At 68.7% G+C, this 22,053-nt stretch carries 18 protein-coding genes and 3 tRNA genes; 7 read left to right on the forward strand and 14 right to left on the reverse strand.

All coding sequences use genetic code 11. The annotated features are described in order from the left end of the window. Nucleotides 1–100: 100 nt before the first annotated feature. Both leuD and leuC read right to left on the reverse strand, forming a co-directional pair. Nucleotides 101–694: a 3-isopropylmalate dehydratase small subunit gene (leuD, locus tag E1P53_RS00975; protein WP_006899846.1), complete on the reverse strand. Its 594-nt coding sequence runs from the start codon at nt 692–694 to the stop codon at nt 101–103. A 52-nt stretch (nt 695–746) separates the two neighbouring features. After that, on the reverse strand, nt 747–2,183 hold the full coding sequence (gene leuC, locus E1P53_RS00980; RefSeq protein ID WP_006899847.1) for a 3-isopropylmalate dehydratase large subunit: 1,437 nt from the start codon (nt 2,181–2,183) through the stop codon (nt 747–749). A gap of 93 nt (nt 2,184–2,276) precedes the next feature. Here leuC and E1P53_RS00985 point away from each other — a divergent pair, with 93 nt between their 5' ends. Together E1P53_RS00985 and E1P53_RS00990 are read left to right on the forward strand one after the other, a co-directional pair. Continuing rightward, complete coding sequence (locus E1P53_RS00985) at nt 2,277–3,011, forward strand: IclR family transcriptional regulator (protein WP_109237349.1); 735 nt, start codon at nt 2,277–2,279, stop codon at nt 3,009–3,011. Between the two features lie 87 nt (nt 3,012–3,098). Then, nucleotides 3,099–3,605, forward strand: a complete 507-nt coding sequence (locus E1P53_RS00990; protein WP_006899849.1) for a PPOX class F420-dependent oxidoreductase — start codon at nt 3,099–3,101, stop codon at nt 3,603–3,605. Between the two features lie 167 nt (nt 3,606–3,772). On the opposite strand, the gene E1P53_RS00995 is transcribed toward E1P53_RS00990, so the two are convergent. The 6 genes from E1P53_RS00995 to E1P53_RS01020 all read right to left on the reverse strand — a co-directional run bounded on the left by E1P53_RS00995 (nt 3,773) and on the right by E1P53_RS01020 (nt 7,346). Then, nucleotides 3,773–3,845 (reverse strand) — tRNA-Glu (locus tag E1P53_RS00995). A 106-nt stretch (nt 3,846–3,951) separates the two neighbouring features. Next, nucleotides 3,952–4,024 (reverse strand) — tRNA-Glu (locus E1P53_RS01000). Nucleotides 4,025–4,073: 49 nt separating this feature from the next. Then, nucleotides 4,074–4,145 (reverse strand) — tRNA-Gln (locus E1P53_RS01005). 86 nt (nt 4,146–4,231) lie between these two features. Then, entirely contained in the window at nt 4,232–5,707 is a 1,476-nt protein-coding gene (gene gltX, locus E1P53_RS01010; RefSeq protein WP_131733205.1) for a glutamate--tRNA ligase, read from the reverse strand. Between the two features lie 44 nt (nt 5,708–5,751). Then, a complete protein-coding gene (locus E1P53_RS01015) occupies nt 5,752–6,576 on the reverse strand; it encodes an alpha/beta fold hydrolase (protein ID WP_006899851.1) in 825 nt (274 codons plus the stop codon). After that, the gene (locus E1P53_RS01020; RefSeq protein ID WP_006899852.1) at nt 6,573–7,346 is read right to left on the reverse strand and encodes a fumarylacetoacetate hydrolase family protein; all 774 of its coding nucleotides are present in this window, start codon (nt 7,344–7,346) and stop codon (nt 6,573–6,575) included. The genes E1P53_RS01015 and E1P53_RS01020 overlap by 4 nt, the downstream gene beginning before the upstream one ends. Nucleotides 7,347–7,488: 142 nt before the next feature. Between E1P53_RS01020 and E1P53_RS01025 the strand changes: the two genes are divergently transcribed. After that, nucleotides 7,489–8,733, forward strand: a complete 1,245-nt coding sequence (locus E1P53_RS01025) for an MFS transporter (RefSeq protein ID WP_131733206.1) — start codon at nt 7,489–7,491, stop codon at nt 8,731–8,733. 75 nt (nt 8,734–8,808) lie between these two features. On the opposite strand, the gene E1P53_RS01030 is transcribed toward E1P53_RS01025, so the two are convergent. Then, complete coding sequence (locus tag E1P53_RS01030) at nt 8,809–9,819, reverse strand: 3-isopropylmalate dehydrogenase (RefSeq protein WP_006899854.1); 1,011 nt, start codon at nt 9,817–9,819, stop codon at nt 8,809–8,811. Next, on the reverse strand, nt 9,816–11,411 hold the full coding sequence (gene serA, locus E1P53_RS01035; protein ID WP_006899855.1) for a phosphoglycerate dehydrogenase: 1,596 nt from the start codon (nt 11,409–11,411) through the stop codon (nt 9,816–9,818). Before serA ends, E1P53_RS01030 begins: the two co-directional genes overlap by 4 nt. A 326-nt stretch (nt 11,412–11,737) precedes the next feature. On the opposite strand from serA, the gene E1P53_RS01040 reads away from it, so the two are divergent. Continuing rightward, nucleotides 11,738–12,403: a chymotrypsin family serine protease gene (locus E1P53_RS01040; RefSeq protein ID WP_006899856.1), complete on the forward strand. Its 666-nt coding sequence runs from the start codon at nt 11,738–11,740 to the stop codon at nt 12,401–12,403. 289 nt (nt 12,404–12,692) lie between these two features. Here the strand turns inward: E1P53_RS01040 and ilvC are convergent, their stop codons facing one another. From ilvC to E1P53_RS01055, 3 genes are all read right to left on the reverse strand, one after another. After that, nucleotides 12,693–13,706, reverse strand: coding sequence for a ketol-acid reductoisomerase (ilvC, locus tag E1P53_RS01045; protein WP_006899857.1), 1,014 nt, complete (start codon nt 13,704–13,706; stop codon nt 12,693–12,695). Between the two features lie 95 nt (nt 13,707–13,801). Next, complete coding sequence (gene ilvN / locus E1P53_RS01050) at nt 13,802–14,305, reverse strand: acetolactate synthase small subunit (protein ID WP_006899858.1); 504 nt, start codon at nt 14,303–14,305, stop codon at nt 13,802–13,804. Beyond that, nucleotides 14,302–16,260 (reverse strand): acetolactate synthase large subunit, encoded by a 1,959-nt coding sequence (locus E1P53_RS01055; RefSeq protein WP_131733207.1) that lies wholly within the window; start codon nt 16,258–16,260, stop codon nt 14,302–14,304. Before E1P53_RS01055 ends, ilvN begins: the two co-directional genes overlap by 4 nt. Nucleotides 16,261–16,613: 353 nt before the next feature. Here E1P53_RS01055 and E1P53_RS01060 point away from each other — a divergent pair, with 353 nt between their 5' ends. The 3 genes from E1P53_RS01060 (at nt 16,614) to ilvD (ending at nt 20,672) form a co-directional block, all read left to right on the forward strand. Then, complete coding sequence (locus E1P53_RS01060; RefSeq protein ID WP_109237507.1) at nt 16,614–17,060, forward strand: PH domain-containing protein; 447 nt, start codon at nt 16,614–16,616, stop codon at nt 17,058–17,060. A 125-nt stretch (nt 17,061–17,185) separates the two neighbouring features. Next, on the forward strand, nt 17,186–18,529 hold the full coding sequence (gene mgtE / locus E1P53_RS01065) for a magnesium transporter (protein ID WP_040526591.1): 1,344 nt from the start codon (nt 17,186–17,188) through the stop codon (nt 18,527–18,529). Nucleotides 18,530–18,827: 298 nt separating this feature from the next. Next, nucleotides 18,828–20,672, forward strand: coding sequence for a dihydroxy-acid dehydratase (gene ilvD / locus E1P53_RS01070; protein ID WP_006899862.1), 1,845 nt, complete (start codon nt 18,828–18,830; stop codon nt 20,670–20,672). 89 nt (nt 20,673–20,761) lie between these two features. On the opposite strand, the gene E1P53_RS01075 is transcribed toward ilvD, so the two are convergent. After that, complete coding sequence (locus E1P53_RS01075; protein ID WP_006899863.1) at nt 20,762–21,979, reverse strand: DoxX family protein; 1,218 nt, start codon at nt 21,977–21,979, stop codon at nt 20,762–20,764. Between the last annotated feature and the right edge of the window lie 74 nt (nt 21,980–22,053).

Below are 22,053 nucleotides of genomic sequence, written 5' to 3' on the forward strand. Positions count from 1 at the left end.
GCCAATTAGGACGACGTGTTGCGAAATCGCATGGTAGCTCACAGGGTCTCCGACCCGGGCGGGACACGACCGTCTCGCGGTCGACCCTCCTCGTCGACGGTCAGTCGGCGAGGGTCCTCGGCTTGAACGACGGCCGGGCCGCCTCGTAGGCAGAAATCGCGTCTACCTGCCGCAACGTCAGACCGATGTCGTCGAGGCCCTCCAGCAGGCGCCACCGCGTGTAGTCATCAATTGCGAACGGCACCACGAGGTCTCCGGCGGTCACGGCCTTGTCGACCAGGCTCACCGTGAGTTCCATCCCGGGATTTTCCTCGAGCCGCTTCCACAGCAGCTCGACGTCGGACTGCTCGACCTGGGCGGCCAGCAGACCGGCCTTGCCGGCGTTCCCGCGGAAGATGTCGGCGAAGCGCGACGAGATCACCACGCGGAACCCGAAATCGGACAGCGCCCACACGGCGTGCTCGCGGGAGGAACCGGTGCCGAAGTCGGGTCCGGCCACCAGGACCGAGCCGCGGTTCCACGGCTCCTTGTTGAGGATGAACTCCGGGTCGGTCCGCCAGCCGGCGAACAGACCGTCCTCAAAGCCGGTGCGGCTCACCCGCTTCAGGTAGACCGCCGGGATGATCTGATCGGTGTCGACGTTGCTGCGGCGCAGCGGGACGCCGATGCCCGTGTGTTCGGTGAACGGCTCCATGTTCGTTAGCCCCTGTTGTAGAAGAGTGTCTGGAAAGTGGTCTGGCGGTGACTCAATCGAGATCGGCCGGTGCGGCCAGCGTGCCGCGGACGGCGGTCGCGGCGGCCACAGCCGGCGACACCAGGTGGGTGCGGCCGCCCTTGCCCTGGCGCCCCTCGAAGTTGCGGTTGGAGGTGGAGGCGCAGCGCTCGCCCGGCGACAGCTGGTCCGGGTTCATGCCCAGGCACATCGAGCATCCGGCCTGACGCCATTCGGCGCCGGCGTTCACGAAGATCTCGCCGAGGCCCTCCTCCTCCGCCTGCGCCCGGACCTTCATGGAGCCGGGGACGATCAGCATCCGCACGCCGTCGGCGACCTTGCGGCCCTTGAGGACGTCGGCGACGGCACGCAGGTCCTCGATGCGGCCGTTGGTGCACGAGCCGACGAACACCGTGTCGACCTCGACCTCGCGCAGCGGTGTGCCCGGCGTCAGGTCCATGTACTCCAGCGCCTTGGCGGCGGCGAGACGGGCGACCTCGTCGCCGAAGTCCTCGGGACTCGGGACGACCGACCCCAGCGGCGCGCCCTGGCCCGGGTTGGTGCCCCAGGTGACGAACGGGGTCAGCTCGCTCGCGTCGATGTGCACCTCGGCGTCGAACTCGGCGCCCTCGTCGGTCTTGAGGCTCTCCCAATACGCAACGGCCGCATCCCATTCGGCACCCTTCGGCGCGTGCGGGCGTCCCTTCAGGAACTCGTAGGTGACCTCGTCGGGAGCGATCATGCCGGCGCGGGCACCGGCCTCGATCGACATGTTGCACACCGTCATCCGCGCTTCCATCGACAGCTTGCGGATGGCCTCGCCGCGGTATTCCAGGACGTAGCCCTGGCCGCCGCCGGTGCCGATCTTCGCGATGATGGCGAGGATCAGGTCCTTGCCGGTGACCCCGGGCGGCAGTTCGCCGTCGACGTTGATCGCCATGGTCTTGAAGGGCCGCAGCGACAGCGTCTGCGTGGCGAGGACGTGCTCCACCTCGCTGGTGCCGATGCCCATGGCGAGGGCGCCGAACGCGCCATGGGTGGAGGTGTGGCTGTCGCCGCACACGACGGTCATGCCGGGCTGGGTCAGGCCCAGCTGCGGGCCGACGACGTGGACGATCCCCTGCTCGGTGTCACCCATGGGGTGCAGCCGGATCCCGAACTCCTCGCAGTTCTTCCGGAGGGTCTCGACCTGGGTACGCGAGATCGGGTCGGCGATCGGCTTGTCGATGTCGATGGTCGGGACGTTGTGGTCCTCGGTGGCGATCGTCAGATCGGGCCGACGCACCTGACGCCCGGCCAGTCGCAGGCCCTCGAAGGCCTGGGGGCTGGTGACCTCGTGCACGAGGTGGAGGTCGATGTAGATGAGGTCGGGATTGCGGGTCCCGGACGCATCGGCGTCGCCGGGCACGACAACGTGGTCGCGCCAGACCTTCTCGGCAAGAGTAAGCGGCTTGGCTGGGCTGTTGCTCATGGCTGCACTCGATATCTTCTCGGGTTCGGCGGACGGTGCACGTTCCCCGGAGGAAAACGTGCATCTCACTATTTGGACAGCTAGTATCGTCCTATGGGAAAGGATACCGCATCGGAGGTCAGCAGCGGAATCGGCGTCCTCGACAAATCCGTGGCCGTTCTACGCGCCATCGCAGAGGCACCCTGCAATCTCTCGGAGCTGTGCGACCGCACCGGGCTCCCCCGCGCCACGGCACATCGTCTCGCGGTCGGCCTGGAGACCCATCGATTCCTGACCCGCGATTCCGGCGGCCGTTGGCAGCCCGGTCCCGCCCTGGGCGAACTCGCCGCATCCGCCCACGATCCGGTCACCGAGGCCGCCCTGATGGTCCTGCCGCGGCTGCGCGACATCACCGGCGAATCGGTTCAGGTCTACCGGCGCGAAGGCGCCGAACGCGTCTGCGTCGCCGCGATGGAGCCGCCGACCGGCCTGCGCGACACGGTCCCGGTCGGCACCCGCTTCCCGATGAGCGCGGGTTCGGCGGCGAAGGTGCTCCTCGCATGGGCCGACCCGGCCACCCAGCGCGCCCTGTTGCACGACAGCGTCTTCAGCGAACGCACGCTCCAGGAGATCCGGCGCCGCGGGTGGGCGCAGAGTGCCGGCGAACGCGCGGCGGGGGTCGCCAGCGTGTCCGCGCCGGTCCGCGACGCCAACGGCGACGTGGTGGCCGCGATCTCGGTCTCCGGCCCCATCGACCGCATGGGCCGGCGCCCCGGGGCACGCTGGGCCGCCGACCTCCTCGCGGCCGCCGACGCGATCCACAAGCGCCTGCAGGCCTCCCGTCCCTGAGTCACCACCCGCGCGCGTCGCGTCCCGACACCGGACCCGGGCATGGGCATCTCGTCACATCGACGGCGCGTCGGATAGCTTCATCACATGGGAGTGAACCAACGCAGCCAGATCGTCATGACCGACGACGAGATCACCGAATTCGTCGCGCGCAGCCGTACCGCCACCCTCGCCACCTTCGGCCCGAACGGGAACATCCACCTCGTCGCGATGTGGTACGGACTCGTGGACGGCGAGATCTGGTTCGAGACCAAGGCGAAGTCGCAGAAGGCGGTCAACCTCCGCCGCGACAACCGCTGCACCATCATGATCGAGGACGGCGACACCTACGACTCGCTGCGCGGCGTGTCCTTCGAGGGCACGGCCGAGATCCTCGACGACCCCGACTCCTGCCTGAAGGTCGGGATCAGCGTCTGGGAGCGCTACACCGCCCCCTACACGGAGGAATCGCGGCCCTTCGTCGAGCAGATGATGAACAAGCGCGTGGCCGTCCGCTTCATCCCCACCCGCACGCGTTCGTGGGACCACCGCAAGCTCGGCATGGACAAGATGGAGCCGATGGGCAGCACCGCACAGTTCCTCCACGCGGACTGACCCGGCGCCGCCGGTGCACGAGTGAACCGCCGCCCGTGTGGTGAGTGATCATCGCCACACGGGCGATGTTCTCTGTGCGCCGGGGGCCATCCGCGTGCCCCGCACCGCCGCGTCGTGCCGAAACGAAAACTCCCTCCCCTGCGCCGCAGGAGGAGGGAGTCGATCTGTAGCCCCGACGGGATTCGAACCCGCGCTACCGCCTTGAGAGGGCGGCGTCCTAGGCCGCTAGACGACGGGGCCAGGGAACTTCCGGTGCGACCGAATCCTGGGACGGACCCGATCACGAGAGATCACTTCGCAGTGAAAAACTCCCTACCCCTGCTTGAGCAGGAGAAGGGAGCCTCTGTAGCCCCGACGGGATTCGAACCCGCGCTACCGCCTTGAGAGGGCGGCGTCCTAGGCCGCTAGACGACGGGGCCAAGGAACTTCCAGCGGTCGAATCCGAGAGACTCGACCTTCTTCAGTTCGCTGGGGTACCAGGACTCGAACCTAGAATGGCTGAACCAGAATCAGCTGTGTTGCCAATTACACCATACCCCATGGACTTGCTTCTCCCTGCCGGGAAAAGCGCCGAGAAAGACTTTAGCAAAGGGTTCCCGGAAGTCCACAAACGTGCAGCTCAGAGGCTATTTTTCGGCGATCTCGCGGGCTGCGCGCAGGCGTGCGAGGCTCTTGTCGCGCCCCAAGATCTCCATCGACTCGAACAGCGGCGGGCTCACCTGCGAACCGGTGACCGCCACCCGCACCGGACCGAACGCCTTGCGCGGTTTGAGGCCCAGATCGTCCACCAGCGCCTTGGTCAGGGCGTCCTGCAGTTCGGTGGTCGCCCACCAGCCCAGCGGCTCCACGGCGGCGATGGCGGCATCGAGAACCGCCACCGAGTCCGCGCCGAGATTCTTGCTCGCGGCCTTCTCGTCGATGGTGAACTCGTCATCGGAGACGTAGACGAACTTGATGAGGTCCCAGGCGTCACCGAGGACGGTGATCCGCGTCTGCACGAGTTCGGCGAGCGCGGCGAACGTCGCGTCGTCGACCGGCTCGGCGAGGTGCCCGTGCCCGATCAGGAAGGCCTTCAGCCGGGCGGTGAAGTCACCGGGCGCCAGCCGGCGGATGTGCTCGGCGTTGATCGCGTCGGCCTTCTTCTGATCGAAGCGTGCGGGGTTCGAATTCACCTGTCGCACATCGAAAGCCGCGATCATCTCGTCGAGGGTGAAGACGTCGGTGTCCTTCGAGTAGCCCCAGCCGAGGAGCGCCAGGTAGTTCAGCAGGCCCTCGGGGATGAAGCCGCGGTCGCGATGATGGAAGAGGTTCGACTGCGGATCGCGCTTGGAGAGCTTCTTATTGCCCTCCCCCATCACGAACGGCAGATGACCGAACTCGGGGACGCGGTCGGCCACGCCGATGCGGATGAGCGCCTCGTAGAGCGCGATCTGGCGCGGCGTCGAGGAGAGGAGATCCTCACCACGCAGCACGTGGGTGATCTTCATCATGGCGTCGTCGACCGGGTTCACCAAGGTGTAGAGCGGGTCGCCCGAGGCACGCGTGAGCGCGAAGTCGGGAACAGTGCCGGCCTTGATGGTCGTCTCGCCGCGGACGAGGTCGTTCCAGGTGATGTCGTGATCCGGCATCCGCAGGCGCACAACCGGTTTGCGCCCCTCGGCACGGTAGGCGGCCTTCTGCTCCTCGGTGAGGTCGCGATCGAAGTTGTCGTAACCGAGCTTGGGATCGCGACCGGCCGCCTTGTGCCGGGCCTCGACCTCCTCGGGCGTGGAGAACGCCTCATACGCCTCCCCCGCGTCGAGCAGCTTCTGCACGACGTCGGTGTGGATCTCGCGACGCTCGGACTGCCGGTACGGGCCGTAGGGGCCGCCCACCTCGGGGCCCTCGTCCCAGTCGAGTCCCAGCCAGCGCAGGGATTCGAGGATCGCTTGGTAGCTCTCCTCGCTGTCACGCTGGGCGTCGGTGTCCTCGATGCGGAAGACGAACGTGCCGCCGTCGTGACGGGCCTGGGCGAAGTTGAACAGCGCGGTCCGAACCATTCCCACGTGGGGTGTACCGGTCGGGGACGGACAGAAACGGACACGCACATCACTACTGGTCATGACCCTCAGCGTATCGAAACCGCTTTCGGGCCGGACCAGCGCGTTCAGGCCCGGTGGCGTCCGCAGAACTCGACGAGAACCCGGTTCACCTCGTCGGGACGCTCGAGATATCCGAAATGCCCGGCGCGTTCGATCTGCACGTACTCGGCGCCCGGGATCACGTCGGCGACCTCGCGCGCCAGCTTCGGCGGCAGGGTGCGGTCGTCGGCGAACCCGACGACCAGCGTCGGGCGCGTGATTCCCTTGTAGGCCGCGAGGCGGTCGAGCTCGTTGTTGTGCAGCTCGAGCTGCGCCCGCACCCCGGGGGTCACCGTCTGCGGCGAGAAGCTGATGATGTCGAGCCAGTCGCGCGCGGCGCGGTCGTCGTCCAGCGTGTGCGGCGACAGGTTGAGATGAGCGGTGATCGCGGCCTCGTACTCGCGCGGCAGCTTGATGTTGTTGTCGTAGAGTGCGCGCTCGCCGGCCGAGATCGCCTGCTGCAGAGGCGTGCTGCGGCCGTAGGTGGCGACGAGCACGGCGGCCTTGACCACATCGGGACGCGCCAGCGCCAGTTCCTGGGTGATCCGGGCGCCCAGCGAGGTGCCGATGACGATCGCCGGGCCGCGGCCGAGATGCTCGATCAGGCCGGCGGTGTCGTTGACCATGTCGTCGAGCGTGAAGCCCTCCGGGCATTCCGACGACGGCGCGATCCCGCGGTTGTCGAAGGTGACGACGGTGTAGCCCGCCTTCACCAGCGCGGGTTCCTGATGCGCCTTCCACACCCGCCCGGGACTGCCGGTGCCCATCACCATGACGACCAGCGGGCCGCTGCCCGAAACGCTGTAGGAGATGTCGATTCCGTTGACGCGAGCTGTGCTCGGAGCTGTCATTGCTTGTCCACCACCGGGTTGGAGAGCGTGCCGATACCTTCGACGGTCACCGAAACGCGTTGCCCGGCAACCATGGGTCCCACGCCTTCGGGGGTACCCGTGAGGATGACGTCACCGGGGAGGAGCGTCATCACCCGAGAGATCCACTCCACGATCTCACCGACGTCGTGGAGCATCAACGACGTTCGCGTGCGCTGCTTCACCTCGCCGTCGAGTTCGGTGACCAGTTCGACGTCGGAGGGATCGAGGGTCGTCTCGATCCACGGGCCGAGCGGGCAGAAGGTGTCATAGCCCTTGGCGCGCGTCCACTGGCCGTCGATCTTCTGCTGGTCGCGCGCGGTCACGTCGTTGGCGACGGTGTAGCCGAGGATGACATCCTTGGCCTGCGCAGCCTTGACGTCCTTACAGGGGCGGCCGATGACCACCGCGAGCTCGCCCTCGTAGTCGACGCGCTCCGACGACGGCGGCCGGACGATCGGGACCTCGGGGCCGATGATCGAGGTGTTCGGCTTGATGAAGATCACCGGATCCTCCGGCGCCTCCCCGCCCATCTCCGCCGCGTGGGCCGCGTAGTTCTTGCCGACGCAGATCACCTTGCTGGCGAGGATCGGGGCCAGCACGCGGACGTCGGCCAGCTTCCAGGAGCGACCGGTGAACGTCGGGGTGCCGAAGGGATGTTCGGCGATCTCCTTCACGACGGCGTCGGAGCCCTCGCCCTCGACCGACACGAATGCCACCCCGTCGGGACTCGCAATTCGACCTAAACGCATGGTCCGACCCTAGCGCACGAGGCGATCCGGCCCACGGGGAGCCGAGTTGGCCGCGATCGCCACGGGTTCTACAATGTGAACTCAGTGTTCCATATATTGAGACGCCAGCCGCGTCCCGAAACGGTGGAGAGAGGTGAGTCCGATGGATGACGCCGTTGTCATCTCCGACACCAGACGGTGGGTCATCCTCGGGTGCTCGCTGCTCGCCGCGCTCACGACCACCTGTGTCGTCAGCGGCGTCGCCTACCTCATCCCCTCGCTGCACACCGACGCCGGACTCTCACTGCCGCAGGCGTCGTCGCTGGCCGCGGTGCCCACGATCGGCCTGATGATCGCGACCATCCCGTGGGGAATCCTGTTGGACCGCTTCGGGGAACGGCTGGTCCTGATGGTCTCGCTGTCGATCTCGCTCGCGGGCGCGGCCGCAGCCGCGGTCGCCGCCCACTCCGACTCCTCCTACATGGTGGTCGGCGCCGCGTTGTTCGTGGGCGGGCTCGGTTCCGGCGCCGCCAACGGAGCCAGCGGGCGAATCGTGGTGGGATGGTTCCCCGCTCACCGGCGCGGGACGGCGATGGGCATTCGCCAGATGGCCCAGCCGCTGGGGATCGGCGTGTGCGCCTTGACCATGCCTGCGATCGCGGCCGACCACGGACCCGCTGCCGCCCTCGCCATCCCGGCGATCGTGACCGCCGCCGGCCTGCTGGCGGTGACCGTCGGGATCACCGACCCACCCCGCCGGACGGCGTCGCGGGAAGCCGGTTCCACTCCGATGCACGCGCCGAACCCCTACCGGGGCAACTCCTTTCTGGCCCGCGTCCACGGCGTCAGCATGCTCCTGGTGATCCCGCAGTCGATGCTGTGGACGTTCGCGCCGACCTGGCTGATCGTGGCGCACCACTGGTCCCCTCAGGGGGCGGGCGTCCTGATCACGGTCACCCAGGTCGTCGGCGCCCTCGGCCGGATCGCCGCGGGCCGGTGGTCGGACGCATGGCTGTCGCGCATGCGCCCGATCCGCGTGATCGCGGTCGCGGGCGTCGCCTCCATGTGCGCGCTGGCCGTGGCCGACTGGTTCGACAGTCCGGTCGCGCCCGCCCTGATGGCGGTGGCGAGCGTGATCTCGGTGGCCGACAACGGATTGGCGTTCACCGCGATCGCCGAGTTCGCCGGGCCGGCCTGGAGCGGGCGTGGGCTTGCGGTGCAGAACACCGGGCAGTACCTGGTGACCGCCGCGACCACGCCGGTACTCGGAGGACTGATCGCCGCGGTCGGGTTCCCGGCGGCCTTCGCGCTGACGGCGTTGGCACCGCTGGTCGCCGCTCCCCTGGTCCCCGAGGAGGCGCCGTCACGCGTCGAATCACCCGGCGTCCCTTCACCAGACGACGTCTGAGGCGCTCGAACCGACGAACCCCACAGACCGGGTCCGGCCTGTGGGGTTCGTCGGTGTTCGCGGTCTGAGGGCGACTCAGCCGAGGCGTTCGCGAATGCGCGCGCCGACCTCGGTGGTCTTCACCGGACCGGTGCGCTCGGCGAGATCGTCGGCGACAGCCTTCTCGATGCGCGCCGCGGCGTCGCTCTCGCCGAGGTGCTCGAGAAGCAGTGCCGCCGACAGGATCGCCGCCGTCGGGTCGGCCTTGTTCTGGCCGGCGATGTCGGGCGCGGAGCCGTGGACCGGCTCGAACATCGACGGGTTCGTCCCGGTGGCGTCGATGTTGCCCGACGCCGCGAGTCCGATGCCGCCGCTGACCGCCGCCGCGATGTCGGTGATGATGTCGCCGAACAGGTTGTCGGTGACGATCACGTCGAAGCGACCGGGGTCGGTGACCAGGTAGATGGTCGCCGCGTCCACGTGGCAGTAGTCGGTGGTGACGTCGGGGAACTCCTTGCCGACCTCCTCGACGGTCCGGCTCCACAGCGACCCGGCGAAGCCGAGCACATTGGTCTTGTGGACCAGGGTCAGCTTCTTGCGGCGCTTCTGCGCGCGCTCGAAGGCGTTGCGCACCACGCGCTCCACCCCGAAGCGGGTGTTGACGCTGACCTCGGTGGCGACCTCGTGCGGGGTGCCGACGCGGATCGACCCGCCGTTACCGGTGTAGGGCCCCTCGGTGCCCTCACGGACGACGACGAAGTCGATCTCCGGATCACCGGCGAGCGGCGAGGCCACACCTGGGAACCGGCGCGACGGGCGCAGGTTCACGTGGTGGTCGAGGGCGAACCGCATCGTGAGCAGCAGACCGCGCTCGAGGATGCCCGGCGGCACCGACGGATCGCCGATGGCGCCGAGCAGGATCGCATCGTGCTCGCGGAGCGAATCGAGGTCGCCCTCGGTGAGCAGCTCGCCGTTGCGGTGGTACCGGCGCGCGCCGAGGTCGAATTCGGTGGTGGTCAGCGACGGGACCACGGTTTCGAGGACGCCGAGCGCCTCCCCGATGACCTCGGGACCGATGCCGTCGCCGGCGATGACTGCGAGTTTCACGACAGGTCCACCTGAACGATCAGGGTGGCGCCCACCGCCTGCGAGATGGTCTCGACGACATCGTCGGTCAGCGCGCTGCTGATGCGCAGCATCATGGTCGCGCCGTCGCCCTCCGCATCCTGCGAGAGGCCGGCGGCGAGGATGTCCACGCCGGCATCGCCCAGGATGGTGCCGATCTTGCCGAGCGAGCCCGGGCGGTCGGCGTAGCTGACGATGAGGTTGTGACCCTCGGCGCGCAGGTCGAAGTTGCGGCCGTTGATGTTCACGATCTTCTCGACCAGGCGCGGCTCGGTCAGGGTGCCGGAGACGTTGTGGACGGACCCGTCGGCGAAGACGGCCTTCACGTCGACGACGCTGCGGTGGTTCGGGCTCTCCGGTGCGGTGGTGACCTCGCTGGTCACACCGCGGCTCTCGGCGACGGCCGGAGCGTTGACGAAGGTGACCGGCTCGTCGAGCACCGCGGAGAACAGACCGCGCAGTGCCGAGAGGCCGAGCACCTCGACGTTCTTGGCCGCCAGCTCGCCACGGACGTCGACGACGATCGAGGTCGGCGGCTCCTTGCTGATGGCGCCGACGAGGACGCCTGCCTTGCGGGCGACCTCGAGCCACGGGGCGACCTCTTCGTCGACCGCGCCGCCGGTGATGTTGACGGCGTCGGGCACGAAGTGGCCGGCCAGCGCCAGGCGCACGCTCTTGGCGACGTCGGTGCCGGCGCGGTCCTGGGCCTCGGCGGTGGAGGCGCCCAGGTGCGGCGTGACGACGACCTCGGGCAGCTCGAACAGCGGCGAGTCGGTGCAGGGCTCGGTGGAGAAGACATCGAGACCCGCGGCGCGGACCTGACCCGACTTGATGGCGTCGGCGAGCGCCTGCTCGACGACCAGGCCGCCGCGGGCGGCGTTGACGATGACGACGCCCTTCTTGGTACGGGCGAGCTGCTCGGCACCGATCAGGCCCTCGGTCTCCGGGGTCTTCGGCAGGTGGATGGTGATGAAGTCAGCGCGCTCGAGGAGCTCGTCCAGGCTCACCAGCTCGATGCCGAGCTGCGCGGCGCGGGCCGGCGACACGTAGGGGTCGTAGGCGATGATGTGGGTCTCGAACGCGGCCAGGCGGGCGGCGACCAGCTGACCGATGCGGCCGAGGCCCACGACGCCCACGGTCTTGTCGAAGATCTCGACGCCGTTGAACGACGAGCGCTTCCAGGTGTGCTCACGCAGGGTGGCGTCGGCGGCCGGGATCTGGCGCGCAGTCGCCATCAGCAGGGCGATCGCGTGCTCGGCCGCGGAGTGGATGTTGGAGGTCGGGGCGTTGACGACCATGACGCCGCGCTCGGTGGCGGCCGGGACGTCGACGTTGTCGAGTCCGACTCCGGCGCGGGCGATGATCTTCAGCTTCTTGCCGGCGTCGAGAACCTCGGCGTCGACGGTCGTCGCGGAACGCACGAGGAGCGCGTCGGCGTCGACGACGGCCTCGAGCAGCTTGGGGCGGTCCGGGCCGTCGACCCACCGCACCTCCACGCCGTCACCGAGTGCTTCCACGGTGGACGGCGCCAGTTTGTCGGCGATGAGTACAACCGGGCGGCCAGCAGAGCTCACAGTCTTATCTCCAGAGTCGGGGCAGGTGCGATGACACCAAAGGTCAGGTCGGAGGGTCGCGGACTCTCCATGTCACAGCTTAGAGCCCCCAAATCGGCTCCGATCAGGCGGTCTACCTCAATTTTGGGGCGCTGTCCCCACGGCTGGGTAGAGTGTGATCGGCATTACGAGCCGCAACGACGTGCATCACGGAAGTGTTGCAATGCGTGCCCGGGTCGGTTCAGCCGGAGGCAATCGCCCGGCGCGGTCGGTACGGTGTGCTTTGACCGCCTGTCCGACGCACTCGGCAGGCGGTTCGGTTGCGAAGAATGAGAAGTGGAGAACGGATGACGAAGAAGCTGACAGCACTGTTGGCCATACTGGCTGCGACGGTGCTGGCCGGCTGGGGTGCAGGTGCCGCGGTCGCGGCGCCGGCGAAGATTTACCTCGGGGGCGGTTCGGGAATTCTGGTCCTCAAGGGCGGCAACTCCGCAGCGGCGTGCACCCTGACCACCATCGGCCGCTCCAAGACCGGCAAGCTGATCGGCATCACCGCGGGCCACTGCGGCAACCGGGGCCAGAAGGTCTACTCGGAGACCTTCCAGGACCGCGGGCAGGCCGGCGTCATCACCTACTCCACTCCCGACCTCGACATGGCCATCATCGAGTTGGACGAGTCGCGCGTGGTGCCGCTGCGCACCGTTCGCGGCGTGACCATCCGCGGCATCGACACCCGTCCGCTGGCCTTCCCCACCATCGCGTGCAAGGAGGGCCGCACCACCGGCAACACCTGTGGCATCGCCTGGTTCTCCGACGGCGGCGTCCACCTCAGCCAGCTGTGCGTGATCGAAGGCGACTCCGGTAGCCCGGTCGTCGTCGGCGACCGCCTCGTCGGCATGGTCAACGCCTACTACTTCGTCGGCTGCTTCGGCCCGGAGACCGGCACGAACATCAAGCCGATCCTCGACCGCGTCGCCTCGCTGCCGGCCTACGGCGGCTTCCGCGTCTACTGACCGCTGACAGGACTCCTCGACGACGCCCCGGGTACACACCCGGGGCGTCGTTCTTTTCGCGCCGGTCGTGGCGGACCACCGGGCGATCCACCTCCACGACGACCGCGGTCTCGACACGACCCGCCATTTCGGCGGGCCTCTTCTGTCCGAGCATTCCGGACGTGACGACAATCGCTGCCGCCGCCAGCACAGACCACCCACCACGGACCCGGGCGCGACGCAACGGGCGAGAAAGCCGATCGGCCCCCGGGAACGAATCCCAGGGGCCGATCGTGAGGGTCGTTCGGACTCAGGCGGTCTCGGTGATGGGGCGGTCGACCCAGCTCATCAGGTCGCGCAGCTTCTTGCCGGTGACCTCGATCGGGTGCTCGGCGTTCTTCTTGCGCAGGGCCTCGAGCTCCTTGTTGCCGCCCTCGACGTTGGCGACGAGGCGCTTGACGAAGGTGCCGTCCTGGATGTCCTTCAGGATGCCGCGCATGCGCTCCTTGGTGTCGGCGTCGATCACGCGCGGGCCCGAGATGTAGCCGCCGAACTCGGCGGTGTCGGAGACCGAGTAGTTCATGCGCGCGATGCCGCCCTCGTACATGAGGTCGACGATCAGCTTGAGCTCGTGCAGCACCTCGAAGTAGGCCATCTCCGGTGCGTAACCGGCCTCGACCATGACCTCGAAGCCGGCCTTCACCAGCTCCTCGGTGCCACCGCAGAGAACGGCCTGCTCACCGAACAGGTCGGTCTCGGTCTCCTCCTTGAAGGTGGTCTTGATGATCCCGGCGCGGCCGGCGCCGATCGCGCTGGCATAGCTCAGCGCCAGGGCCTGGCCCTCGCCCTTCGGGTCCTGGTCGATGGCGATGAGCGCCGGGACGCCCTTGCCGTCGACGAACTGGCGACGGACCAGGTGGCCCGGGCCCTTCGGGGCGACCATGCCGACGGTGACATTGGCCGGCGGCTTGATCAGGCCGAAGTGGATGTTGAGGCCGTGGCCAAAGAACAGCGCGTCGCCGTCCTTCAGGTTCGGCTCGATGTCCTCGGTGAAGATCTGGGCCTGCGAGGTGTCGGGGGCGAGCACCATGATGACGTCGGCCCAGGCGGCCGCCTCTGCTGCGGTGAGGACCTTCAGGCCCTGCTCCTCTGCCTTGGCACGCGACTTCGAGCCCTCGCGAAGACCGATGACGACGTCGACGCCGGAGTCACGCAGCGACAGCGAATGCGCATGGCCCTGGCTGCCGTAACCGATCACCGCGACCTTGCGACCCTGGATGATCGACAGGTCTGCGTCGTCGTCGTAGAACAGTTCGATGGCCACTTTGTTTCCCTTCGATTTGTGGCGCCCCTCGCCGTGCGATCTGCCGCCGAGAGACTTCTAATTCTCTTGTCGCTGTTTCCAGCGGAGTCTAACGGTCAGCGATTGGCCGACATGCTCTTCGGTCCGCGACCCAGTGCCACGGCACCGGATTGGGCGATCTCGCGGATGCCGTACGGATCGAGCATCCGCAGCAGGGCCTCGAGCTTCTCCGACGTACCGGTCGCCTCGATGGTGAGCGACTCCGGCGACACGTCGATGACCTTGGCGCGGAAGAGGTTCACCACCTCGATGACCTCGGTGCGCACCGACGAGTCCGCGCGCACCTTGACCAGCATCAGCTCGCGGGACACCGAGTTGGCCGGATCCTGCTCGACGATCTTGATCACGTTGATCAGCTTGTTCAGCTGCTTGGTGACCTGCTCGAGCGGGAAGTCCTCGACGGAGACCATGATCGTCATCCGCGAGATGCCCTTGAGCTCGGTCGGTCCGACGGCCAGCGACTCGATGTTGAAGCCGCGCCGCGAGAACAGCCCGGAGACACGGGCCAGGACGCCCGGCCGGTCCTCCACCAGGACGCTGAGGGTGTGGGTGGTGCTCACTTCTGGTCCTTCTCCGCCGCAGCCGAATTCGGCGCCGCTGCATCGGGCTTGGTCATGGTCTCGTGGATGTCGACGGGATCGGAGGCGGCCTCGTCGTCGTCGAACAGCGGCCGGATGTCGCGGGCCGCCATGATCTGGTCGTTACCGGTGCCCGCGGCGACCATCGGCCACACCTGGGCGTCCTTGCCGACGATGAAATCGATGACGACCGGGCGGTCGTTGATGGCCCGCGCCTGCGCGATGACGTCGTCGACGTCCTCCTCACGCTCCACGCGGAAGGCGACGCAGCCCAGCGCCTCGGCCAGCTTCACGAAGTCCGGGATCATCCGCGAGTGGGTGGCGAGGTCGGTGTTGGAGTACCGCTGGTCGTAGAACAGCGTCTGCCACTGGCGGACCATGCCGAGGTTGCCGTTGTTGATCAGGGCGACCTTGATCGGGATGCCCTCGATGGCGCAGGTGGCCAGCTCCTGGTTGGTCATCTGGAAGCAGCCGTCGCCGTCGATGGCCCAGACCTCGGCCTCCGGTGCGGCGGCCTTCGCGCCCATCGCGGCGGGCACGGCATAACCCATCGTGCCCAGGCCACCCGAGTTGAGCCAGGTGCGCGGCTTCTCGTAGCTGATGAACTGCGCAGCCCACATCTGGTGCTGGCCGACGCCCGCACAGTAGATCGCGTCCGGCCCGGCGGCCTTGCCGAGTGCCTGGATCACGAACTGCGGCGACATCGAGCCGTCGCTCTGGCGGTCGTAGCTCAGCGGGTAGGTCTTGCGGATGCCGTCGAGGTACTCCCACCACTCCGACAGGTCGGGGGTGGCGCCGGTGGTGGCGCGCTCGTCGCGCAGGGTCTCGATCAGCTCGGCGATGACCGCCTTGCAGTCGCCCACGATCGGGACGTCGACCGGGCGGTTCTTGCCGATCTCGGCCGGGTCGATGTCGGCGTGGATGACCTTCGCCTCGGGCGCGAACGACGAGAGGTCGCCGGTCACGCGGTCGTCGAACCGGGCGCCCAGGGTGACCAGCAGGTCGCTGCGCTGCAGGGCCGCGACGGCGCCGACGGTGCCGTGCATGCCCGGCATGCCCATGTGCTGCTGGTGGCTGTCGGGGAACGCACCGCGCGCCATCAGGGTGGTGACGACGGGGATGCCGGTCAGTTCGGCGAGCTCACGCAGCTCCTCGGCGGCGTTGGCCTTGATGACGCCGCCGCCGACGTAGAGCACCGGACGCTTCGAGGCGTTGATGAGGCGCGCGGCCTCGCGCACCTGCTTGCCGTGCGGCTTGGTCACCGGCCGGTAGCCGGGCAGGTCGATCTGCGGCGGCCAGGAGAAGGTGGTCTGGCTCTGCAGGATGTCCTTGGGGATGTCGACCAGGACAGCGCCGGGACGGCCGCTCTCGGCGATGTGGAACGCCTCGGCGATGACCTTGGGGATGTCGATCGCGCGGGTCACCAGGAAGTTGTGCTTGGTGATCGGCATGGTGATGCCGGCGATGTCGGCTTCCTGGAAGGCGTCGGTGCCGATCAGCTGCCGACCGACCTGGCCGGTGATCGCGACGACCGGGACCGAGTCCATCTGGGCGTCGGCCAGCGGGGTGACCAGGTTGGTGGCGCCCGGGCCGGAGGTCGCCATCATGACGCCCGCGCGGCCGGCGACCTGCGCGTAGCCGGTCGCGGCGTGGCCGGCGCCCTGCTCGTGACGGACCAGGACGTGGCGGACCTTCTTGGAATCGAGCAGCGGGTCGTACACCGGCAGCACCGCACCGCCCGGAATACCGAAGACGACCTCGACACCGAGCTCCTCGAGCGACCGGACCACCGACTGTGCGCCGCTGACGCGTTCGGGCGCCACGGTGTGCTGGCCTACCGCACGGAGGTTGCCCGCCGCGGGAGACTGCGTACGCAGTCCGGCGTTACGCGACGGCTCGGTACGGCCGGCGTCGTTGCGTGCTGTTGGTGCGCTCACTGCACGATCCTCATCTAGTTTGTGTGTTCATCTGTGTGTGATGTGGCCTGACATGAAAAAACCCCCGACAGCTACAGCTGTTCGAGGGTGGCGCGTCGTTGCCGTTTCGGGGTCTGCGAAGTGACCGGTCAGGCGACGCGCCAGCCGAGTACTACGAGAATCCCGTTCGTCATCACGAGATCACGGTAGGACTGCGCGTAGCACAGAGTCAAACTCCGGACAGTGCAGTCCCACATCGTGGGAACCCACTGGTGGTGACCCACGTCTCACGAGACGGCATCGCCGGACCGTCCCGGCCTCCCGGGCCGACCCGAGACCCGCCCCGACCGACGCCTGTTGGCACAATGGGCCGCGTGCCGACCGACTCCAGTGACCCCACCTCGACACCCGACGACGACTCCGCCGAGTTCACCTACCCGGTGGTCTTCCGCATCAACCGGGTCGCCTACTTCACCGTGCCGATGGTCGCGCTGATGGTGATCCTGCTGATGGGCGCCTCGCTGTGGTTCGCCTTCGGGTTCGTGGTCCCGGTCGCGCTCTACCTCTGGATCCGCCGGCTGCGCACCGTCGTGAACGAGGACGGCCTGACCGCGGTCGGCGGACTGTCGACCACCGAGATCCCCTGGTCCGACATCGCGGGCCTGCAGTTCCCGCGCTGGAGTCCGGTCCGCGCCGTGCTGACCAACGGCAAGCGGGTCCGATTGCCCGCCATCGGCTTTCGCGATCTCCCCGCCCTGAACGTGGTCAGCAAGGGACGCATCCCCGACCCGTTCGAGGCCGCCGCCGAGCGCGACAGCTGATCGCGCGGCGGACACGCCCACGACCGGCCCACGGCCGCGGCCGGCCGAGGACCCAGCCCTGATGGCACAGAAACGACACTGCCGGAAAGGGTTTGACCGTCACGCCAGCCGCTACTGTCGATACCGTGACCTACGCGACGATCGAACCGAACGAGCTGGACGAACTGATCTCCGACGGCGACCTCGGTGTCGCCGCGTCGGCGCTGTCGGCACTCCCGCCCGGTGAGATCGCGGCTCTCCTGGACCGGCTTCCCCACAAGCCGCGAGGTGTCGCGTTCCGGCTGCTGCCGAAGGATCTCGCGGTCGAGGTCTTCGACGACCTGTCGCCGAACTCGCAGCACCGACTGATCGAGGACCTGGGCACGGTCGAGGTGGCAGCCGCCTTCGACAACCTGGACCCCGACGACCGTGCGGAGCTGCTCGACGAACTCCCCGCCGGCGTGGCCCGCGCGCTGGTGCAGCAACTGACGCCCGAGGAGCGCGACGCCACCGCCGTCGTGCTCGGGTATCCGCGAGGCTCCGTCGGCCGCCGGATGAGCCCCGAGGTCGTCCACGCCCGCCGCGACGAGAGCGCCTCGGCCGCACTGGCGCGCGTCAAGGAACGCGGCCACGCCGCCGAGACCATCTACACGGTCCCGGTCATCGACGACTCGCGGGTGCTCTGCGGCGTGGTCAGCCTGCGCGACCTGCTGCTCGCGGACCCCGACGAGCCGATCGCGGCCATGATGAGCAAACCGATGTACGCCGTCGTCGACGACCACGCCGAGGCCACGGCCCAGCGCTGCCTCGACCGCGGCATCCTCGCCATGCCCGTCGTCGACCGCGACCATCGCCTCGTGGGCGTGCTGACGATCGACGACGCGGTGGCCGTCGTGGAGCAGGCGCGTGACACCGACGAGGCGCGCGCGGGTGCGCGGGAGCCGCTGCGCGAGCCGTACCTGTACGCCTCGATCCTGTCGATCACACGGGCCCGGATCGTGTGGCTGTTCATCCTGGCCGTGTCGGCGATCCTGACCGTCAACGTGCTCGAGATCTTCGAGGGGACCCTGGAACAGAAGGTGGCCCTGGCGCTGTTCATCCCGCTGCTCACCGGCATCGGCGGCAACACCGGCTCGCAGGCGGCCACGACCGTGACGCGCGCACTCGCCACCGACGACGTGGCGACCCGCGACGTGCTGCGGGTGGCGGTCAAGGAGATGCGCGTCGGCCTGACGATGGGATCGCTGCTCGGCGTCGTCGGATTCGGCGTGGCCGCACTGGTCTACGAGATGTCCATCGGCGCGGTGATCGGACTGACCATCGTGTCGATCTGCACCATGGCCGCGACCGTCGGCGGTGTCATGCCGCTCGTCGCGAAGGCGCTCCACGTCGACCCCGCGGTCTTCTCCACCCCGTTCATCTCCACGTTCTGCGACGCCACCGGCCTGATCATCTACTTCTCGATCGCCAAGGCCGTCCTGGGGATCTGACCGGCGCCGTCACCGGTCCAGTGATCGGCAATTGGTTTTGTTTCCGCATGTCACAGCGGAGTAGCCTGGACTCTCAGCGACGCGTCACGCCCACCCTCAGCGTGCGCAGCCGTTGCATCCCCCTTCCCAGGCTCACAGCCCGTGTGGGACCAACCCCTGGGTCGGCGGCGTTGCGCCAGGAGTCCCGACGGCAGACCGCACCCTGGATGGTCCCGCCCGTCGAGCCCCGGCCGGCCGTCCCGAACGGCCTTGCGGCCGAGGCGACTCAGCCAGACCCGACGATCGATATGAGGACACGATGCCAGCCCTGAGGTCACGCACCACCACCGTCGGCCGCGAAGCCGCCGGAGCCCGTTCGCTGTGGCGCGCCACCGGTATGACCGACGACGATTTCGGCAAGCCGATCGTCGCGATCGCGAACTCCTACACCCAGTTCGTGCCGGGGCATGTGCACCTCAAGGACGTCGGCGAGATCGTCGCCGACGCGGTCCGCGCCGCCGGCGGCGTGCCGCGTGAGTTCCACACCATCGCCGTCGACGACGGCATCGCGATGGGTCACGGCGGCATGCTCTACTCGCTGCCGTCGCGCGAGATCATCGCCGACTCGGTCGAGTACATGGTGAACGCGCACACCGCCGACGCGCTGGTGTGCATCTCCAACTGCGACAAGATCACCCCCGGCATGCTCAATGCCGCGTTGCGCCTGAACATCCCGACGGTCTTCGTGTCGGGCGGGCCGATGGAGGCCGGCAAGGCCGTCGTCGTCGACGGCGTCGCCCATGCCCCGACCGACCTGATCACCGCGATCTCGGCCTCGGCGAACTCCGACGTCGACGAGGAGGGCCTGAGCGAGGTCGAGCGGTCCGCCTGCCCGACCTGTGGCTCGTGCTCGGGCATGTTCACCGCGAATTCGATGAACTGCCTCACCGAGGCGCTGGGCCTGGCCCTGCCGGGCAACGGCTCGACGCTGGCCACCCACGAGGCCCGTCGTGCGCTGTTCCAGCGCGCCGGCAAGGTCGTGGTCGAGGCCGCCAAGCGCTGGTACCAGGACGACGACGCGTCGGTCCTGCCGCGCAGCATCGCCTCCGCGTCCGCCTTCCGCAACGCGATGGCGCTCGACGTCGCGATGGGCGGATCGACCAACACCGTGCTGCACATCCTCGCCGCCGCCCAGGAGGGCGAGGTCGAGGGATTCGACCTGTCGACCATCGACGAGATCAGCCGCAAGGTCCCGTGCCTGTCGAAGGTCTCGCCGAACTCCGACTACCACATGGAGGACGTGCACCGCGCCGGCGGCATCCCGGCCATCCTCGGCGAGCTGCGCCGCGCAGGCCTGCTCGACGAGACCACCACGACCGTGCACTCCCCGTCCCTGGCGAAGTTCCTCGACGACTGGGACATCCGCGGCGGCAAGGCCGTCGACGAGGCCTTCGAGCTGTTCCACGCGGCGCCGGGCGGAGTCCGCACCACCGAGCCGTTCTCGACGAACAACCGGTGGAGCTCGCTCGACACCGACGCGGCCGGGGGCTGCATCCGCGACATCGAGCACGCCTACACCACCGAGGGCGGCCTGTGCGTGCTGCGCGGCAACCTCGCGCCCGACGGCGCCGTGCTGAAGACCGCCGGCATCGACGAGGACCTGTGGCACTTCGAGGGCCCGGCCCGTGTGGTGGAGAGCCAGGAGGAGGCCGTCCAGGTCATCCTGTCGAAGACCATCCAGGCCGGCGAGGTGCTCGTCGTCCGCTACGAGGGCCCCGCCGGTGGCCCGGGCATGCAGGAGATGCTGCACCCGACCGCCTTCATGAAGGGCACCGGCATGGGCAAGAAGTGCGCGCTCATCACCGACGGCCGATTCTCGGGCGGCTCGTCGGGCCTGTCGGTCGGCCACATGTCGCCGGAGGCGGCATCGGGCGGAGCGATCGGGCTCGTCGAGGACGGCGACCCCATCCTGATCGACGTCAAGACCCGTCGCCTCGAGGTCCTCGTCGACGACGAGGTGCTCGCCGACCGCCGCGCGAAGATGGAGGCCTCCGAGCGTCCGTGGCAGCCCAAGGACCGCCAGCGTCCGGTCACCCAGGCGCTGCGGGCCTACGCCAAGATGGCCACCTCGGCCGACAAGGGCGCGGTGCGCAAGGTCGACTGAGGCCCGAGCAGGGAACAGCAGAACGCAGAATGCGGGCCGGGTGTCGCCTTGGGCGACGCCCGGCCCGCATTTCTTGCGCAGGGGCGCGATCAGCCGAGGGGGTTGGTCCCGTTCGCGAGGATCCAGACCGCGGCCGCCGCGGCGACGCCGACGATCAGCCACACGAAGGACCCGATGAACGGTCGGCGGGCCCACCCGCGCGGATAGTCCAGGGAGTACAGGCCGGGGCCGGTCAGGATCACCGCCGCCGCGGCAACCGCGAGGAACAACTCGTACTCGACGCCCTGCGCCGACGCGAAGAACTCGAAACCGCCCGCGGCCGAGACACGGTAGGCCGCGGCGACGAGCATCGTGCCCAGGATGGCCGAGGCACCGATCGGCGTGAGGAGACCGAGGATGACCATCAGGCCGCCCACCGTCTCCGACAGCGCGCCCACGATGGCGAGGGCCTGCGCGTAGTCGGCGTTGAATCCGCCGTCGACGAGCATCTGCTCGAATCCGGACAACCGCGGCCCGTTCCACAGACCGAAGAGTTTCTGCAGGCCATGGGCTCCGACGACGACACCGAGGCCGACACGCAGGACCAGCAGGCCGAGGTCGAGGGTGCCGCGTCGGGCCTTGGCGACCGCATCCTCGAGTTCCTCGTCGGCGACACCCATCGGGGTCTCGTGCTCGTCGACGGCCGCATCCCGGCGGCGCCGTCCGAAAAGGCCCCTGCGTGAACCGGGCTCATCGTCGTCGAGCACGGCGGTGTCGGTGCCCGTGAGGTTGTCGTCCTCGTCGTCGAGGAACGGATAACGAGCGGTCCCGACCGGCGGCAGCTCCGGTTCCGGGGTGGTCAGCGCGTCGTCGGCCGGGACCCCTGCGGGCTCGGAAGGGCTCTTCGCGAACGCGACGGTCGGCTCGACACCGGGTTCGTGCGCGGGTTCCGGTGCAGGTACGGCGGGCGAGCCCGGTTCCCGCCGGGACGATCCGGACACCGGAGCATCCGCCCCGGGACGATCAGGCCTCGCGTGGCCGGACCCGGAAAGAGCGGGGTCCGAGGACTCCGGGTCCGCGGGCGCCGGGGTGGGCGGGTCGATGCGGCGCGTCTCGACGTCGTCGGGATCGATGTCGTCGAGTTCGTCGACCCTCGAGTACGACGCCGGGCGTCGTGCGTGCCGGTCGAAGAAGGAGTCCCGGTCCGCCGGGTCCTGTGACGGCGTCCGCCCCTGGACCGGGATCTGGCCGGTCGGTTCGTCGTACGGGCTGAATGCGGGGGCGGCCGAGTCGGGCTCCCCGTCGTTCGGCGTGTCGCGTTCGCTCACAAGCCCGACTCTAGGCGCTCGAGGTGCGCGCTCACCGCACCCCGGCGGGGTGAGTCGGCACACCATTACTGTGG

The organism is Gordonia paraffinivorans, assembly GCF_900683595.1.
GTDB lineage: Bacteria > Actinomycetota > Actinomycetes > Mycobacteriales > Mycobacteriaceae > Gordonia > Gordonia paraffinivorans.

Excerpts from the sequence above, each read along its gene's own strand:
- leuD (WP_006899846.1), bottom strand. The coding sequence starts at position 694 with ATGGAGCCGTTCACCGAACACACGGGCATCGGCGTCCCGCTGCGCCGC.
- leuC (WP_006899847.1), bottom strand. The coding sequence starts at position 2,183 with ATGAGCAACAGCCCAGCCAAGCCGCTTACTCTTGCCGAGAAGGTCTGG.
- E1P53_RS00985 (WP_109237349.1), top strand. The coding sequence starts at position 2,277 with ATGGGAAAGGATACCGCATCGGAGGTCAGCAGCGGAATCGGCGTCCTC.
- E1P53_RS00990 (WP_006899849.1), top strand. The coding sequence starts at position 3,099 with ATGGGAGTGAACCAACGCAGCCAGATCGTCATGACCGACGACGAGATC.
- gltX (WP_131733205.1), bottom strand. The coding sequence starts at position 5,707 with ATGACCAGTAGTGATGTGCGTGTCCGTTTCTGTCCGTCCCCGACCGGT.
- E1P53_RS01015 (WP_006899851.1), bottom strand. The coding sequence starts at position 6,576 with ATGACAGCTCCGAGCACAGCTCGCGTCAACGGAATCGACATCTCCTAC.
- E1P53_RS01020 (WP_006899852.1), bottom strand. The coding sequence starts at position 7,346 with ATGCGTTTAGGTCGAATTGCGAGTCCCGACGGGGTGGCATTCGTGTCG.
- E1P53_RS01025 (WP_131733206.1), top strand. The coding sequence starts at position 7,489 with ATGGATGACGCCGTTGTCATCTCCGACACCAGACGGTGGGTCATCCTC.
- E1P53_RS01040 (WP_006899856.1), top strand. The coding sequence starts at position 11,738 with ATGACGAAGAAGCTGACAGCACTGTTGGCCATACTGGCTGCGACGGTG.
- ilvD (WP_006899862.1), top strand. The coding sequence starts at position 18,828 with ATGCCAGCCCTGAGGTCACGCACCACCACCGTCGGCCGCGAAGCCGCC.